The organism is Kutzneria sp. 744 (genome assembly GCF_000568255.1).
Classification (GTDB): Bacteria; Actinomycetota; Actinomycetes; order Mycobacteriales; family Pseudonocardiaceae; genus Kutzneria.
In genome coordinates this window covers 9029991-9046010 of sequence record NZ_KK037166.1, presented here as the reverse complement: position 1 = coordinate 9046010, position 16020 = coordinate 9029991, and the positions used below count along the sequence as shown (strand labels likewise).

12 protein-coding genes and 2 pseudogenes are annotated in these 16020 nt (G+C 69.1%); 8 read left to right on the top strand and 6 right to left on the bottom strand.

Annotated elements, in window-relative coordinates; all coding sequences use genetic code 11:
* Window positions 1-219 precede the first annotated feature (219 nt).
* A complete protein-coding gene (locus KUTG_RS41525) occupies window positions 220-1869 on the top strand; it encodes a DUF885 domain-containing protein (RefSeq protein ID WP_043724910.1) in 1650 nt (549 codons plus the stop codon).
* Here the strand turns inward: KUTG_RS41525 and KUTG_RS41520 are convergent.
* From KUTG_RS41520 to fabG, 4 genes are all read right to left on the bottom strand, one after another.
* The gene (locus KUTG_RS41520) at window positions 1852-2481 is read right to left on the bottom strand and encodes a response regulator (protein WP_043724908.1); all 630 of its coding nucleotides are present in this window, start codon (window positions 2479-2481) and stop codon (window positions 1852-1854) included. The two genes, KUTG_RS41525 and KUTG_RS41520, sit on opposite strands and share 18 nt — an antisense overlap.
* Window positions 2478-3716, bottom strand: a complete 1239-nt coding sequence (locus KUTG_RS41515; protein ID WP_198047489.1) for a sensor histidine kinase — start codon at window positions 3714-3716, stop codon at window positions 2478-2480. The genes KUTG_RS41520 and KUTG_RS41515 overlap by 4 nt, the downstream gene beginning before the upstream one ends.
* Window positions 3717-3812: 96 nt before the next feature.
* A complete protein-coding gene (gene fabI / locus KUTG_RS41510) occupies window positions 3813-4580 on the bottom strand; it encodes an enoyl-ACP reductase FabI (RefSeq protein WP_043724907.1) in 768 nt (255 codons plus the stop codon).
* A 32-nt stretch (window positions 4581-4612) separates the two neighbouring features.
* Window positions 4613-5317, bottom strand: a complete 705-nt coding sequence (gene fabG, locus KUTG_RS41505; RefSeq protein ID WP_043724905.1) for a 3-oxoacyl-ACP reductase FabG — start codon at window positions 5315-5317, stop codon at window positions 4613-4615.
* A gap of 76 nt (window positions 5318-5393) precedes the next feature.
* On the opposite strand from fabG, the gene KUTG_RS41500 reads away from it, so the two are divergent.
* A complete protein-coding gene (locus KUTG_RS41500) occupies window positions 5394-8114 on the top strand; it encodes an FAD-binding and (Fe-S)-binding domain-containing protein (protein WP_043724904.1) in 2721 nt (906 codons plus the stop codon).
* A 474-nt stretch (window positions 8115-8588) separates the two neighbouring features.
* Window positions 8589-9734 (top strand): HNH endonuclease signature motif containing protein, encoded by a 1146-nt coding sequence (locus KUTG_RS54595; protein ID WP_052396016.1) that lies wholly within the window; start codon window positions 8589-8591, stop codon window positions 9732-9734.
* Between the two features lie 58 nt (window positions 9735-9792).
* Here the strand turns inward: KUTG_RS54595 and KUTG_RS41490 are convergent, their stop codons facing one another.
* Window positions 9793-10881 carry a terpene synthase family protein gene (locus KUTG_RS41490; RefSeq protein WP_043732437.1) on the bottom strand — a complete coding sequence of 363 codons (1089 nt, stop codon included), beginning with the start codon at window positions 10879-10881 and terminating at the stop codon, window positions 9793-9795.
* Window positions 10882-11008: 127 nt separating this feature from the next.
* Here KUTG_RS41490 and KUTG_RS41485 point away from each other — a divergent pair, with 127 nt between their 5' ends.
* From KUTG_RS41485 to KUTG_RS41470, 4 genes and pseudogenes are all read left to right on the top strand, one after another.
* On the top strand, window positions 11009-12298 hold the full coding sequence (locus KUTG_RS41485) for an MFS transporter (RefSeq protein WP_052396015.1): 1290 nt from the start codon (window positions 11009-11011) through the stop codon (window positions 12296-12298).
* A 318-nt stretch (window positions 12299-12616) separates the two neighbouring features.
* A pseudogene (locus KUTG_RS41480) lies at window positions 12617-13037 on the top strand (winged helix-turn-helix domain-containing protein); the annotation flags it as partial.
* A gap of 2 nt (window positions 13038-13039) precedes the next feature.
* Window positions 13040-14389, top strand: coding sequence for a sensor histidine kinase (locus KUTG_RS41475; RefSeq protein WP_043724900.1), 1350 nt, complete (start codon window positions 13040-13042; stop codon window positions 14387-14389).
* A gap of 50 nt (window positions 14390-14439) precedes the next feature.
* Window positions 14440-15387: a TAXI family TRAP transporter solute-binding subunit gene (locus KUTG_RS41470; protein WP_043724899.1), complete on the top strand. Its 948-nt coding sequence runs from the start codon at window positions 14440-14442 to the stop codon at window positions 15385-15387.
* 22 nt (window positions 15388-15409) lie between these two features.
* Here the strand turns inward: KUTG_RS41470 and KUTG_RS41465 are convergent, their stop codons facing one another.
* Window positions 15410-15718, bottom strand: a complete 309-nt coding sequence (locus tag KUTG_RS41465; protein WP_198047488.1) for an antibiotic biosynthesis monooxygenase — start codon at window positions 15716-15718, stop codon at window positions 15410-15412.
* An 87-nt stretch (window positions 15719-15805) separates the two neighbouring features.
* On the opposite strand from KUTG_RS41465, the pseudogene KUTG_RS41460 reads away from it, so the two are divergent.
* Window positions 15806-16020 (top strand): annotated as a pseudogene (locus KUTG_RS41460) (sigma-70 family RNA polymerase sigma factor); the annotation flags it as partial.

Genomic DNA, 16020 nt, shown 5'->3' with positions numbered 1-16020 from the left:
GACTCGCGGGGGTCAACCCGAACCCAACACCCCCGCGAGTCCCGCTCTCCAGCACACAAAAACCGACTTTCGGCATGACGCTGAACGGGACTCGCGGTGTTGGGGGCACGCGTAGGGCGTCAAGGTCCAAAGGGGACAACGACTCTCCACTTCGGACGCATCGGTCCGGATTGCCCCGGCCTGCGGCGGCCCCGCCCTCACGGCGGTAACGTCGACACCATGTCCCCGGTGCAGCGCAGCGTGCGCGAGATCTGCGATCGGTACGTCGACGACTACGCCGTCGCCGACCCGGTCGCAGCCACGATGTTGGGCATCGCGGGCCACGACGCCGAACTCACCGACTACTCCCCCGTCGGTCACGCCGCCCGCGCCGCGCTGGCCAAGCAGGCGCTGGCCGAGATCGCCGACGTCGAGCCGCTGGACGCCGACGAGCGCGTGGCCAAGGCGGTGTTCACCGAACGGGTCGGGCTCGACGTGGAGATCCACAACGCCGGGCTGCCCTTGGCGGCGCTGAACGTGGCCGTCGGCCCGGTGCAGGACCTGCGCATGGCCTTCGACCTGATGCCGACGGAGACGCCCGAGCACTGGGCCGACATCGAGGCCCGCATGCGCCAGGTGCCGGCGGCGCTGGCCGGGATTCGTGCGTCGCTGCTGGCCGCGGCCGACGCCGGCCGCGTGTCGGCGCTACGCCAGGTCAGCAAGGTCGCCGACCAGTGCGAGACGTGGGCCGGACTTGGCCCCACGCCGGGGTTCTTCACCGCGCTCGCCGGCTCCACCGCCGCCGCCCGCGCCGCCGAGGAGGCGTTCGCCGAGTTCGCGGGCTTCCTGCGGGCCGAACTCGCGCCGCTGGCGCCGACCAAGGACGCCGTGGGCGAGGACGCCTACCGGCTCTGGTCCCGCTACTTCGTCGGCGCGGACGTCGATCTGCGCGAGGCCTACGACTGGGGCTGGCAGGAGTTCGGCCGCATCGAGGCGCAGATGCGCGCCGTGGCCGAGCGGATCAAGCCGGGCGCGACCGTGGCCGAGGCCGCCGACGAGCTCGACACCGATCCCCGCTACCAGGTCAGCGGCCGCGGCGAGTTCGCCAAGCGGCTGCAGGCCATCGCCGACAACGCCCTGACCTCGTTGCGCGGCAAGCACTTCGACATCCCCGACCGGCTGATGGCGTTCGAGAGCCGCATCGCCCCCTCCGGCGGCATCGTCGGCGTCTACTACACCGCGCCGAGCGAGGACTTCAGCCGTCCCGGCCGCATGTGGTGGTCGCTGCCGCCGGACAAGCACGAGTTCGTCACGTGGCGCGAGGTGTCCATCGTCTACCACGAGGCCGTGCCCGGGCATCACCTCCAGATCGCCACCGCCATCAACCAGGCCGGCACGCTGACCAAGTACCAGCGGCTGATGACCTTCGTCTCCGGCCACGGCGAGGGCTGGGCCCTCTACGCCGAACGCCTGATGGAGGAGCTCGGCTACCTGTCCGACGACGGCGACCTGCTCGGCATGCTGTCCGGCCAGCTGTTCCGGGCCGCCCGCGTGATCGTGGACATCGGCATGCACCTGGAGCTGGAGATCCCGGTCGGCGTCGGCTTCCACGAGGGCGAGCGTTGGACTCCCGAGCTGGGCCTGGAGTTCCTGCTGACCCGCACCGTCACCGAAGACGCCGTGGCCCGGGCCGAGATCGACCGCTACCTCGGCTGGCCCGGCCAGGCGCCCTCCTACAAGCTCGGCGAACGCCTGTGGCTGGCCGCCCGTGACGACGCCCGCAGCCGCCAGGGCGACGCCTTCGACCTCAAGGCGTTCCACCGGCGGGCGCTGGAGATGGGCGGCATGGGCCTGGACACGTTGCGGGAGCAGCTAGAAAGCGCCGGGTGACGAGCTGACGTGCAGCGCGAGCTGGGTCCGGTCCCGCAGGCCCAGCTTGCGCAGCGTGCTGGAGACGTGGTTCTTCACGGTGCCCTCGGTGATGTACAGCTCGGCGGCGATCTCCCGGTTCGACGCCCCCGCCCCGACCAGCCGGGCGACCTCGGCCTCGCGGCTGGACAACGCCGGCTGGACCGGTGCCTTCCCGCGCAGCTGGGCCACGACCCGGCCGGCGACCTGGTCGCTGAGCACGGTTCCGCCGCCGGCCGCCCGGTGGATGGCGGCGACCAGGTCCTCCGGCGACGCGTCCTTGAGCAGGAAACCCCTTGCCCCGGCCTTCAAAGCGCCGAACAGGTACTCGTCCTCGTCGAACGTCGTCAGCACGATGCTGGCCACGGACGGGTGCGACCGGGTCAGCTCGGTGATCAGCTCGATGCCGTCCATGCCCGGCATCCGGGCGTCCACCAGGGCCACGTCCGGCCGGCACAGCGGCACGACGGTCAGCGCATCGGGCCCGCTGCCGACGTCGGCGACGATCTCGATGCCGTCCTCGATCTCCAGCAGCTTGCGCAGCCCGCTGCGCATCAGGATCTGGTCGTCGACCAGCAGCACGCGCACGCTCATCGGCGCCGCACCGGCAGGTCGGCCAACAGCTCGAAGCCGCCGGCGGGGGCGTTTCCGGCGACCAGCAGGCCACCGGCCGCCTCGGCCCGCTGCCCCAGCGACGACAGCCCGAAACCCTTGGTCAGATCGCGCGCGCCGTGGCCGTCGTCCCCGATTCGCAGGCGCACCCGCTCGTCGCTGAACGACAGCACCGCCTCGGCGTGACGAGCGCCGGCATGCCGCAACACGTTGGTCAGCCCCTCCTGAAGCACCCGGTACAGCACCACCTCAGTGTCGCCCAGCAACGGCTGTTCCGGGCCGCAGACCTGGAACTGGACCTCGATTCCCGTGCCGTCGAAGGTCCGGGCCAGCTCGGCCAGCGCCTGGCTGCCGGTCCGCCCCTCCAACGCCAGCGGCCGCATCGCCCGCACCCAGCGCCGGGTGTCGCCCAGCGCCTCCCTGGTCAGCTCCTTGGCCTGCGCGACCTCGTCCCAGGCCTGCTCGGGCCGCTTGTCACGGAAGCGTTCGGCATTGGTCAGGCCGACCTGGATGACCGTCAGGTAGTGCCCGACGGAGTCGTGCATCTCGCGGGCCATCCGCGCCCGCTCCTCGGCCACCGACAGCTCCCGCACCTGGTCGGCGTAGGCACGGAGCTCCTGGTGCGCCTCGGCCAGCTCGCCCAGCAGCCGCTGCGTCTCCGTGCGCCGCCGCCGCGCCTCCGTCACCGCCGAGGCCAGGCCGGTGACGAACACCGTCAGCACGACCACGACCAGGCTCTGGATGCAGGCCCCGAGCAGCGTGTAGCCGGGGTAGGTCAGGGTGTCGACGAACGTGAAGGCGACGAAGCACGCCGCCATCACCACGGTCCACCGCACACCGAACACGAAGGTGCAGTTGGCCAGCGCCAGCAGCAGCCAGATGTCGGTCGAGTTGTAAGAGGACAGCAGGCTCAGCGCCAGCATGCCGCCCAGGAACGGCAGCACCGCCAGCCGACGCGGCAGCGGCGCGGTCGGATCCCACGGCATCGTCAGCCAGGCCAGCGACAACAGGCCAAGGCAGGCCAGCGGCCACAGGCCGTACGGCTGCGGCTGCTGCGCGAAATTGGTGATCTCAGCGCCGGAGACGACCACCACCGCGGCCCAGAACATGGCCCCGTACAGGGCCGGACGGCCAGCGGCCCGGTCGGGGGGCCACCCTACCCGACCGGGCCGTCGAGACTCCTGCGCCGGCGATGATGTCGTCTGTTCGGAGCCCACGCGAGTACGGTAGCCAGCCAGGACCCCGGAAAGCATCGCCCCGGCGGCATGCCGTCGTCCCATGACCAAAGTCATGGGCCCCCGGGACCTGCGGCCCTACATGCCGACCGCGTGCACTCCACCGTCGACCCAGACCATGGAACCGGTGGTCGCGGGCAGCCAGTCGGACAGCAGCGCGCACACCGACTTGGCCACCGGCTCCGGGTCGGTCGGGTCCCAGCCCAGCGGCGCCCGCTCCGTCCACGACTTGTCCAGCTCCACGAAGCCCGGGATGGACTTGGCGGCCATCGTGCGGACCGGGCCCGCCGCCACCACGTTCACCCGGATCTTGCGCGGGCCCAGGTCGCGGGCCAGATAGCGGGTCACCGACTCCAGCGCCGCCTTGGACACGCCCATCCAGTTGTACGCCGGCCAGGCCACCCGGGCATCGAAGTCCATGCCGACCACCGAGCTGCCCTCGGTCATCACCGGCAGCAGGGCCTTGACCAGCGACTTCAGCGAGTACGCCGACACCTGCACCGCGGTGGCGACGTCCTCCCACGGGGCCTCGAGAAAGTCCGAGCCCAGCGTGGACGGCGGGCCGTAGGCGATCGAGTGCAGCACGCCGTCGACGCCGTCCAGGTGCTCGCGCACCCGATCGGGCAGCGCGTCCAGGTGCTCCTGGTTCGTCACGTCGAGCTCGATCACCGGGGCCTCCTGGGGGAGCCGCTTGGCGATCCGCTCCACCAGGCTGAGCCGGCCGAACCCGGTCAGCACCACCTTGGCGCCCTGCTCCTGCGCCACCCGGGCCACGTGGAAGCCGAGTGAGGCGTCGGTGATCACGCCGGTGATCACCAGGCGCTTGCCGTCGAGCAGTCCGCTCACGTGCGTTCCTCTCCTGCGTTTCTGAAGGTGATTCAGTGGCCCATGCCGAGGCCGCCGTCGACCGGCAGCACCGCGCCGTTGACGTAGGCGGCCCCGTCGGAGGCCAGGAAGGTGACGGCGGCGGCGACCTCGGCCGCCGCGCCGAACCGACCGTTGGGGATCTGCGCGAACGCCTTGTCCTTGACGTCCTGCGACAGCACCGCGGTCATGTCCGTCTCGATGAAGCCCGGCGTGATCACGTTGGCCGTGATGTTGCGCGAGCCCAGCTCACGGGCGATCGAGCGGGCCACGCCGATCAGGCCGGCCTTGCTGGCCGCATAGTTGACCTGGCCGGGGCCACCGTTGAGCGCGACCACCGACGAGATGTAGATGATCCGGCCGAAACGGGCCCGCAGCATGGCCCGGGTGGCGCGCTTGGTGACCCGAAACGCGCCGGTCAGGTTGGCGTCGACGACCCGGGTGAACTGCTCCTCGGACATGCGCATCAGCAGCGTGTCGTCGGTGATGCCGGCGTTGGAGACCAGCACCTCGACCGGGCCCTGGTGGGCCTCGACCTCGGTGAACGCCTGGTCGACCTGCTCGGCGTCGGTGACGTCGCACTTCACCCCGAACAGGCCTTCCGGCACCGCCGAGCCGCGGTGGGTGATGGCGACCTTGTCGCCCTGCGCGGCGAACGCCTGCGCGATGGCCAGGCCGATGCCGCGGTTGCCGCCGGTGACCAGTACGGACCGTGCCACTGCTGCTCCTCGTCTCGCGGGTGTCGCGCACGAGGCTATCTGTTACCGGCTGGTCGGCCCGCATCGGTGTTAAGTGATGGTCATGACGTCGAGGCTGGTCGAGCGACTGCGGGCCGAGGTGGACGGCGAGGTGCTCGCCGATGCCGGGACACGGGCCATGTACGCGGCGGACGCGTCCAACTACCGGCACGTGCCGCTGGTCGTGGCCCGTCCCCGGACCGTGGACGCCGCCGTTGCGGCCGTGGGCGTGGCCGCTGAGCTGGGCGTGCCGATCACCAGCCGGGGTGCGGGCACCAGCATCGCCGGCAACGCCTGCGGCGAGGGGCTGGTGCTGGACTTCTCGCGACACCTGCACCGGGTGATCGACGTGGATCCTTCGGCGCGGACAGCGGTGGTGCAGCCGGGGGTGGTGCCGGATGTGCTGAACGGCATAGCGGGGAAGCACGGTCTGCACTTCGCGCCCGATCCGTCGACGCACAGCCGCTGCACGATCGGCGGGATGATCGGCAACAACGCCTGCGGGGCGCATTCCGTGGCGTGGGGCAAGACCGTGGACAACGTCGAGTCCCTGGATGTGCTGCTGCCGGACGGAACCCGCTTCGACGCCGGGCCGGTGACGTCTGATGTGCTGCCCGTGCACGGGCGTTTGCGGGCGCTGCGGGACGACGTCATGGCGGCCGTGCGGACCGGGTTTCCCCGCATTCCGCGGCGGGTGTCGGGGTACAACCTCGATCAGCTGTTGCCGGAGCACTCTTTTCATGTGGGACGGGCGCTTGTCGGGAGCGAGGGCACCCTTGTGACGGTGCTGGGGGCGACCGTTCGGTTGGTCGAGGTTCCTCGGTCGCGGGCGTTGGTGGTGCTGGGTTTCGAGGACACCTATGCCGCCGCTGATCAGGTGGTGTCGTTGCTGTCGTTGGATGTGCTGGCGATCGAGGGCGTCAACGAGGCCATCGTGTCCATCCTTCGGCAGCGCAAGCCCGGGACGCCAGGGTTGCGGGATCTGCCGGCCGGGCGGAGTTGGCTGTTCGTCGAGACCGTCTCCCCGGACGCCGTCGTCGCGGCCATGCCCGGGGCGACGGGGTCCGTGGTCGTGACGGATCCCTTGCGGATGCGGGAACTCTGGCAGATCCGCGAGGACGGCGCCGGCTTGGCGACCCGGATGTCCGACGGCGCCGAGGCGTGGTCGGGCTGGGAGGACGCCGCCGTGCCGCCCGATCGTCTCGGGGCTTACCTGCGGGACTTCGACCAGTTGTTGGGGCGGCATGGGCGTCGTGGGCCGACATATGGGCACTACGGCGATGGTTGCCTGCATGTGCGCATCGACTTCGACCTGCACGGGCCGGGCTATCGGTCGTTCATGGAGGAGGCGGCCGATCTTGTCGTCTCCCACGGCGGTTCTCTGTCCGGTGAGCACGGCGACGGCCAGGCGCGGTCGGAGTTGTTGCCGCGTATGTACTCGCCCGAGATCATGGCCGCCTTCGGTCGTTTCAAGGCCATCTTCGATCCTCGGGGCTTGATGAACCCAGGGCGGATCGTGGACCCTTTGCCGTTGGACGCCGATCTTCGGGTTGTTGTTGCTCCTGCCCGGATTCCTCTGCGGACGTCGTTGGCCTTGCACGCCGACTCCGGTTCCTTGGCTGCCGCTTCGAGGCGTTGCGTCGGCGTCGGCAAGTGCCTGACCACGTCAGGTGGGGTGATGTGCCCCAGCTATCGGGCCACCCGCGAGGAGAAGCACTCCACCCGTGGCCGGGCGCGCCTGTTGTTCGACATGCTCAACGGTTCTGTTGTGCGGGGCGGCTTTCGCTCTGTTGAAGTGCGGGATGCTTTGGACCTGTGCTTGTCCTGCAAGGGCTGCAAGCGCGACTGTCCCGTGGATGTGGACATGGCCACCTACAAGGCCGAGTTCTTGCATCAGCACTATCGGGGGCGGCTTCGGCCGATGTCGCACTACTCCATGGGTTTTCTCCCGTTGTGGTTGGCTGTTTTTCCAGGGCTGGTTCGTGCACTGGGTGATGTTCGGGTGGTCAAGCGCTTGGGGGGTATCGACCCTCGCCGTGCCATGCCGGCCGTCGCCTCCCGGTCTTTTCGGTCACGGTTCCAGAGTTCGACAGCCGGCGATCCCGTGGTGTTGTTCAGCGACACCTTCACCGATCACTTCGATCCTCAGGTCGGTGTCGATGCCGTCAGGGTTCTGGAGCATCTGGGCTTTTCGGTTTCCCTGCCCCGCAAGCGAGTCTGTTGTGGACTGACGTGGATGTCCACCGGGCAGCTCGGGATGGCTCGCCGCGTTCTCCGCCGTACCGCTCGGGTCATGGACGGTTCGTCGGCGCCGGTGGTCGGTTTGGAGCCCAGCTGCACCGCGTTTCTTCGTAACGACGCTTTGGAGCTCACCGACGACCCCGCCGTGCAGCGGCTGGCCGGCCGCGTTCGCACCTTCGCCGAGCAGATCGCCCCCGTCGTCGGTCCTCTGGGCTCCGCTTCTGCCGTCATGCAGCCCCACTGCCACCAGTACGCCGACCTGGGCCTCGACGCCGACCGTCAGGTCTTGACCGCTGTTGGCGTCGAGGCTGACGTTCTAGACGCCGGTTGTTGTGGCCTGGCCGGCAACTTCGGCTTCGAGAACGGGCACTACGACGTGTCCGTGGCCGTCGCCGAACACGCCCTGCTGCCGGCAATCCGCGCCACCGACGCCACCGTCCTGGCCGACGGCTTCAGCTGCCGCACCCAACTCCGCCAGCTCACCGACCGGGAACCCGTGCACCTGGCGACGTTGTTGGCGGGGATGATCGGTTCTTAGGGTGCGGTGGTCGTTCTGGGGGCGGTGGTCTGCGAGCGTCGGGGGTGCGTTGGGTGCGTTGGGTGCGTTGGGTGTCCGCACCGCGCAGTTGCCTGTCGGCTGGTTACCAGGTCCGCCAACCAAACCTCCCTCATGAGACACCTATCCCGAACCCCGGTCGTGCGTCGGGCGTCCGCACCGCGCAGTTGCCGGCCTTTGCCTACAAAACACAATCACTCTCTTCAGCATGCGGTTCTGGAGTGAGGGTGCGCGGAGCAGGTGGGTGGGCGGGGTGCGTTGCGCGGCATCGGTGGGTGGATGCGCGCGTTTACAGAAGGCTTGGGACGGGTCGAAGGGTAGGGGTTCGATCATGACAAGGGGCGTTGAGAAGGAAAGTGGAAAGCGCTTTCCAGCGAGGGAGCTGAAGGCCGCCACGATCGTGTACAGGTTGGCGTGTAACGGAAATCGATCAATTCAAAGGGGTAGAATGGAGGCATGTCAGCGAATCCTGAATTCCCTGCCGGCACCGAAGGGTGGCGGCACGGCGAACTGGAGCTGTGGCAAGCAGGCGAAGAAGCCGAAGCCCTGTATCGGACGATCTACATCCAGCAGCTGGAGCGCGTGTGGGAAGTCTGGGACCGGTCGTGCCGGTCGAAGGAGGATCGGACCTCGATCGTGTCGTCGATGGTGCTCCACTGGCGGCTCACGGTCAGGGAAGCCCGTGAGCGGCTTCGGTACGCGGAACTGTTCTACAGTGAGGCGATCCGCGAAGCAGGCCGCGCTGGGGCGTTGGACCGGCAGCATCTGAAGATCATCCACGAGACGTTGCGGATAGCGTCGGCGGTCGAGCGGGACAGGGTTGAGGCGTCGTTGTTGGAGAATGTCCAGTTCGACGAGGGCGAGTTCAAGAACATCGCGCAACGGATCCTGTTCCACCTCGACCAGGACGGCAAAGCCCCGGACGACCGGGAGTTGCGGGCGCCGAAGCGGGAGTTCCGCTTCGAGCGCAAGCTGGACGGCAGCATGGTGTTCTGGGGCATGCTCGACCAGGAGTACGGGGCGAAGATCGCGGCGATGCTCAGTGCGCTGGCCAAGCCCACCTCGGGCACAGACCCCCGCACCACCGCTGAGCGGCAGGGCGACGCGTTCGCGGAGATCATCGAGCTGGCCTCCCGCAGTGAAGGCCTGCCGGAGCAGGGCGGGGAACGGCCGCATCTGACGTTGTCGATGTCGTTCAGGGATTTCATGGACAACACGGGTGTGGCGAAGGTCGAGGGCGGCGGCGTGATGAGCGCGGCGGAGGCCCGTCGGATCGCCTGCGACAGCACGGTCATGCGCCTGGTGCTCGGAGCCGGCAAAGAGATCCTGAATGTGGGGCGGCAGCAGCGCACGGCCCCGAAGGGGATCCGGAAGGCTCTGATCGAGCGGGATGGCGCTTGCGCGTTCCCGGGCTGCCAGACGGAACCAGCGCGGTGCCACGCCCACCACGTGGTCGAATGGGCCAATGGAGGACCCACCAGCCTCGACAACATGGTCCTCCTCTGCGGGGCGCATCACCGATTGATCCACCACAGTCGGTGGACGGTGACGATGGTGGACCAGCGGCCGGTGTTCTCCGACGGGCTGGACGATGCGGGCTGAGGTCGACGACGCCGGCAAAGCCGCGAAGACAAGGCCCGGCGCGGAAGGACCACGCCCGCTACCGAACGCCCAGCTCCGGATCCCACCACCAAGCGATGGAGGGGATCGCCGGCGGAACATCGGCCTCAAAGGGAGCGACGTCCGTCCACGAGCCGACGGTGTGCACGGCGTCGGGCGAGCGGCCGTCGGGGTTGCGGTAGCGCTGGGCCTGGAGGCCCCACTCCATGTTGCCGCGAAGCAGGCGGGAGAGGCAGTCCAGGTAGTTGCGGAGCTCCTCGCTGGCGGTGGGCAGCACGGCGTCGCGGAGCTGGACGAAGCGGTGGGTGAGGCGGTTGTTCAAGGCGACGGACTCGGCGAGGGCGTCGGAAACGGAACAACGGCGCTCAAGGGCGATGATGTCGACCAGGTTGAGGTGGCAGTTGGAGGGAGCCTCCCGCTGGGCGAACCAGGTCTCCTTGCCGTACGAAAAGAGGTCGTCGTCCCAGGCGGCGATGGTGAACGACAGCTCGGACAAGGCGCGCACGGCGGGCGAGTCGAGCTCGGAGGAGGGGATCTCGGCGCCGTCGACGATCTCGATCCAGCTGGTGGTGGCCAAGCCGCCGGCGGTGTGCTGGCGCATGTGGGCGTAGTCGTTGAGGCTGGGGGTGACGTCGGCGAGGCGGCAGCGGAGCTCCCACAGGACACCGAGGTACCAAGCGCGGTGCCCGTCGACGAGGCGCCGGATCTGGGTGGGGGTGCCGAACTTGTGGGCCCGCATGGCCAGGTCGCGAACGGGGGCCAAGAACAGGTCGGCGGTGGCCCCCAGGTTGACGTCGGGCACCTCCAGCACCCGGACGACGCGGGTGGCGATGTCGACGAACTGCTTGCCGGCGGCGTCGGGCACCACCTCGTCGCAGTTGATGTCGTCGAAGGCGAACATCAAGAAGCACCAGTCGACGGCCATCTGCAGGCGCTCGGTCACCCCCTTGGGCATGATCCGGCCGTAGAACCCGGCGCAGTCGTTGGCCCGCAGCCGAGGCCCGGCCAGGCCGAACCGGGTCAGCCAGTCCGCGCCCTGCCCCTCCAGCAGCTCGGCATCCGGATGGGTGTCCACCTGCACCGGGCAGTACCGCGGTGGCAGCTCCACGAGCAGCTGGTCGTCCGTCATGGCGGCCAGGGTGGCCTCCCGAGCGAGCCCCCACATCACGCGATCGCGTAGGTAGCCACCCTAAGCGGATGTAAAGCGTTGGCCGTTCGCCTTGTCGCCGCCGGGAATCAACCCGACATTGAGCCCCATGACTGTGAACGTCAACGAGGACGTGCGGCCCAGGCGTGGCGTGATCGGCAACGTGCTGCGCGGATCCATCGGCAACCTGATCGAATGGTACGACTGGTACGCCTACACGGCGTTCAGCCTGTACTTCGCCAAGGTGTTCTTCCCGGCGGGAGACGCCACGGCCCAGCTGCTGAACACGGCGGGAGTGTTCGCGGTGGGCTTCCTGATGCGGCCCATCGGCGGCTGGATCATGGGCCGCTACGCCGACCGCTACGGGCGACGGGCGGCGCTGACGTTATCCGTGGCGATGATGGCGCTGGGCTCGCTGGTCATCGCGCTGACCCCCGGGTATGCCTCCATCGGGGTGGCGGCGCCCTTGCTGCTGGTGGTGGCCCGGCTGACCCAGGGCATCTCGGTCGGCGGCGAGTACGCCACCTCGGCGACGTACCTGTCCGAAGTGGCCACGCCCGGCAAGCGAGGCTTCTACTCCAGCTTCCAGTACGTCACGCTGACGGCCGGCCAGCTGGTGGCGCTGGGCGTGCAGATCATCCTCCAGAACACGCTGTCCACGGCCGAGATGGCGTCCTGGGGCTGGCGCATCGCCTTTGTCGTCGGGGCGTTCGGCGCGGTGGCCGTGATGTGGCTACGCCGCACCATGGACGAGTCGCAGGCCTACCTCAGCCAGGCCTCGGGCGAGCGGGGCAGCCTGCGGGTGCTGCTGCGGTACCCGAAGGAATGCCTGCTGGTGTGCGGCCTGACGCTGGGCGGCACGGTCGCCTTCTACACGTACACGACCTACCTGCAGAAGTTCATGGTCAACACGAGCAAGATCGACATCAACGCTGTGAGCTGGGTGAACTTCCTGGCACTGCTGGCCTTCGTGGTGATCCAGCCGCTGGCCGGGGCGCTGTCGGACCGGATCGGGCGGCGGCCGCTGCTGCTGTTCTTCGGCATCGCCGGCACGCTGCTGACGGTCCCGCTGCTGACGCTGCTGGCCGGCACCCGCACGCCGGCGCTGGCGTTCCTGATCATGCTGGGCTCGCTGGTGATCGTCACGGGGTACACCTCGATCAACGCGATCGTGAAGGCCGAGCTGTTCCCGACCAACGTGCGGGCCATGGGCGTCGGCCTGCCGTACGCGCTGACGGTGGCGATCTTCGGCGGCACGGCCGAGTACATCGCGCTGTGGCTCAAGCAGGCCGGGCACGAGTCGGTGTTCTTCTGGTACGTGGCGGGCTGCGTGCTCGTGTCCCTGATCGTGTACGCGAGCATGCGCGAAACCACCAAGGAATCCGCACTGGATGGTTAGGTGGGGGCTGTGCGCGTGCTACTGGTCGAGGACGACGACGGGGTCGGCGACGCCCTGGTCGAGGCGCTCGTAGCGATTTTGTAAGAAGATAAAATCACTCCGCAATATGTGAGGAATAGTATTATTCAAACGGGGGCGCACAATGCTCCCCCAACATGAAGCGCTATAGCATCCGTGCCTGGCTGGTGCTGTAAATAATGCACGCTCTAGGGATCTGACTTTGTTTGTTGCAGGGTCTGCGATGACCGCGCCCTAAGTTCCACTGTGTTAACAATACCGGTTTCTACCTCTACATAACTTCAACATGCAATAATCTGCGACGAGCGGTCCGTCGTGCGCGGCCTCCGCCTCGGCGCGGACGACTAATGGTCCTCCGGTCCGGCTGGCCGAGCTGCTGGCCCGGATGGAGGCGGTGTCGCGGCGGGCGGCGGCGCGGGCGACGCCACCGCCGACGGTGGTCGAGATCGGGGACGTGCGGATCGACATCCAGGCCCGGCAGGTGCATGCCGGCGATGAGCTGATTCCGTTGACGTCCAAGGAGTTCGACGTGCTGGCGGTGCTGGCGGTCCGGCACGGGGCGGCGGTGAGCCGGCAGCAGCTGATGGACGAGGTGTGGGGCGACGCGTACCTGGCGATCTCGCGGTCGCTGGACGTGCACGTGGCCCAACTGCGGGCCAAGCTGCGACGGCCGGGGCTGCTGACCACGATCCGCAACTTCGGCTACCGGCTCGGCGGCTGACCGTGCGGGCCCGGCTGCTGGTGGTGCTCCTGGTCTTCTCGGTCACGGCGGTGGCGGCGTTCGCCTGGCCGCTGCTGGCCGTGACCGCCCGCGAGCGCACCCAGCAGCTGTCCATCGGGCGGACGGCCGACCTGGCCCGGTTCGCCGGCCTGGCCCAACAGGACGACACCGAGCAGCTGGTCAGCGAGGTCACCCGGTACACCGCCCTGTACGGGGAGCCGGTGATCGTGGTCGACGCCCAGCGGCAGCCCATCGTGGCCGCCGGGCTGAACGTCGATGACCGCGAGGTGGCGCCCATGATCGACGCCGCCCTGCGCAACCAGCCCGCGCCACCGATCGACACCGTGATGCCCTGGTCCACTTCGGACGTTCTGTTGGCCACGCCGATCGGCACCGGCTCGCGCGTGATCGGCGCGGTGGTGATGCGGGCCTCGGTGCGGGCCGCCGCCGACGACGTTTTCCGGGGCTGGGCGGTGATTCTCGCCGGGGCGTTCGCCGCCCTGGTCGGGTGTGTGCTGCTGACTCTCGTTGTGGCGCGGTGGGTCCTGCGGCCCCTGGCCGAGCTCTCCCGCGGTCTCGGCGCCGTCGCCGCCGGCCAGCCCCACGCCCACGTTCGTGGCCGCGACGGACCCCGCGAGCTGCGGGAACTCGCTTCGTCCTTCAACCGCATGTCCGACGCCGTCAGCGAGGCCGCCGAGCAGCAGCGCCGGTTGATCAGCGACGCCTCGCACCAGCTTCGCAACCCGTTGGCCGCCTTGCGTCTTCGCGTCGACTCGCTCGCTCCTCGGGTCATCGTCGAAGGCAAGCCTTCGTACGAGTCGGCCGTGCGGGAGGTCGAGCGGCTGGAGTCCTTGTTGGACAGTCTGCTGGCCATGGCCCACGCCGAGCACACCGCCACCCGCCTCACGGTGTCGGCCGACACCGAGGTCTGCGTCGCCGCCGTGGTCGTCATGGAACGCATCGACGCCTGGTCCGTCGCCGCCTCCGAAGCCGGCGTTTCCTTGGTACAGGGCGATGTCGACACCTCGTTCGAGGTTCGCTGCCCCGAGCACGACCTCAGCCAGGTCCTCGACGTCGTGTTGGACAACGCCATCAAGTACGGCGGTACTCGCGTGGTCGTCTCCTGTGTTGCCAACGCGATCACCGTGGTGGACAACGGGCCCGGTCTCAGCGCCGAGGAGCTTCCCTTGGCCACCACTCGTTTCTGGCGCTCTCGCGACAACAGCCATGCGCGGGGCAGTGGCCTGGGGCTGCCCATCGCCGACCGGCTGATCACCGCTCGCGGCGGGCAGTTGTTGTTGCAGGCCGGTGAAACCGGGGGTTTGGTTGTGACGATAGAGCTGCCGTCGTGAGGCGCCGCGCTCTGCTCACGGACGCCTCCGCAGCGCGGCGGCGGGCCAGCATGCAGGTCTCCGCCGTGAAGCGCCGCACCTTCCTCACCGCCGCCCTGGCCGGAGCCCTCGCAACGGCATGCACCGGACCCGGTCCCATCCGTACCCTCACCATCGCCGCCGGCGAGTCCGGCGGCTTCTACCTCGCCTTCGGACGCCTCCTGGCCGCCGAGATCAACACCCAGCAGCCCTGGCTGCGCTGCACCGCCGTCGAAACCACGGCCAGCCTCGCCAACATCGACCTGCTCCGCACGGGCAAGGCCGATCTGGCCCTGGTCCTGGCCGACACCGCCCGAGCCGCCAGCTCCGCCCAAGCTCCCTTCACCACGGCCGTCGGCCTCAACGCCCTCGGCCGCGTGTACGAGAACTACCTGCAATTGGTCGTCCGCAACGACTCTCCGCTGACCACGGTGTCCGATTTGGACGGGCGAACGGTGTCCCTCGGCGCGGCCGGCTCGGGCGCCTCGCTCACCGGCGACCGCATCATCGCGGCCGCCGGCATCACCCCACGAGTGCAGCATCTTCCCTTAGCTGACGCCGTTTCCGCCCTCTCCGCCGGCACGATCGACGCCCTGCTGTGGTCCGGCGGCGTGCCCACGCCCGCGCTGGCCGAGCTCGACGCCGCCGTCGGCATCCGCCTGCTGCCCCTCGACCGCGTCCTGCCGGCCCTGCGATCCCGCCACGGCGTGCTGTACGAGCAACTGCCCGTCCCCTCCGGCGCCTACCGCTTCGTGCACCAGGTCCCGACCATCGGCGTCGCCAACCTGCTGGTCGGCCTGCCCACGCTGCCGGACGACGTCGCCGCCGCCGTGGTCGACGTCCTCATCGACCGCGCCGACCAGCTCATCCCCCAGGAGGCGCTGGGCACCCAGTTCCTGGACATCCAGACCCTCATCGGCACCGCCGACCTCCCCCTCCACCCGGGCGCCGCCGCGGCCTACCGCCGGCACCACGGCTAGCGTGGCACCGGCGGCATCGGGCTCAGCTTCCCGCTAGAAAGCCGTACTCACCCACCAGGGTGACATCGGAGAACTCGGGCCCCTCGGCCGAGCGGGCCCCGAAGTCCTGCTGGAACTCCTTGAACGCCGCCGACCGCTGCAACGGGTTGTCCTCGCCCTCGTACGCGGCGACGTGCACGAACGTGACGCCGTCGGCCAGCCGGAACGTGGCGTAGTGCAGACCGCCCGGGTCGTCGGCGTTGAGCTCGCGGTAGACGGCCTCGACCAGCCGCTGGTTCTCCTGCGCCGCCTCCGGCTTGGTGCGGTAGCGGACCATCACTGCCTTGTGCACTGGTTCCTCCCGGTTTGTGGGTGTCGCCAGTACCTACTCGGCGGGTCGGCCGGACTCATCGCGATGAGTTCCGGCGGTTGGACGAGTATGCACACCGTGACGTTGGATCTGGATGGCCACCGGCGTGAGCTGCTGGCGCACTGCTACCGGATGACCGGCTCCGTCGTGGACGCCGAGGACCTGGTGCAGGAGACGATGTTGCGGGCGTGGCGGGCCCGCGACGACTTCGACCCCGGGCGGGGCCTCGCTGCGGACCTGGCTGTACCGGATCGCCACCAACGTGTGCCTGACCGCGTTGGACA

Coding starts and splice junctions, on each gene's coding strand:
- KUTG_RS41525 (WP_043724910.1), top strand. CDS start 220: ATGTCCCCGGTGCAGCGCAGCGTGCGCGAGATCTGCGATCGGTACGTC.
- KUTG_RS41520 (WP_043724908.1), bottom strand. CDS start 2,481: ATGAGCGTGCGCGTGCTGCTGGTCGACGACCAGATCCTGATGCGCAGC.
- KUTG_RS41500 (WP_043724904.1), top strand. CDS start 5,394: ATGGTCATGACGTCGAGGCTGGTCGAGCGACTGCGGGCCGAGGTGGAC.
- KUTG_RS54595 (WP_052396016.1), top strand. CDS start 8,589: ATGTCAGCGAATCCTGAATTCCCTGCCGGCACCGAAGGGTGGCGGCAC.
- KUTG_RS41490 (WP_043732437.1), bottom strand. CDS start 10,881: ATGACGGACGACCAGCTGCTCGTGGAGCTGCCACCGCGGTACTGCCCG.
- KUTG_RS41485 (WP_052396015.1), top strand. CDS start 11,009: ATGACTGTGAACGTCAACGAGGACGTGCGGCCCAGGCGTGGCGTGATC.
- KUTG_RS41470 (WP_043724899.1), top strand. CDS start 14,440: ATGCAGGTCTCCGCCGTGAAGCGCCGCACCTTCCTCACCGCCGCCCTG.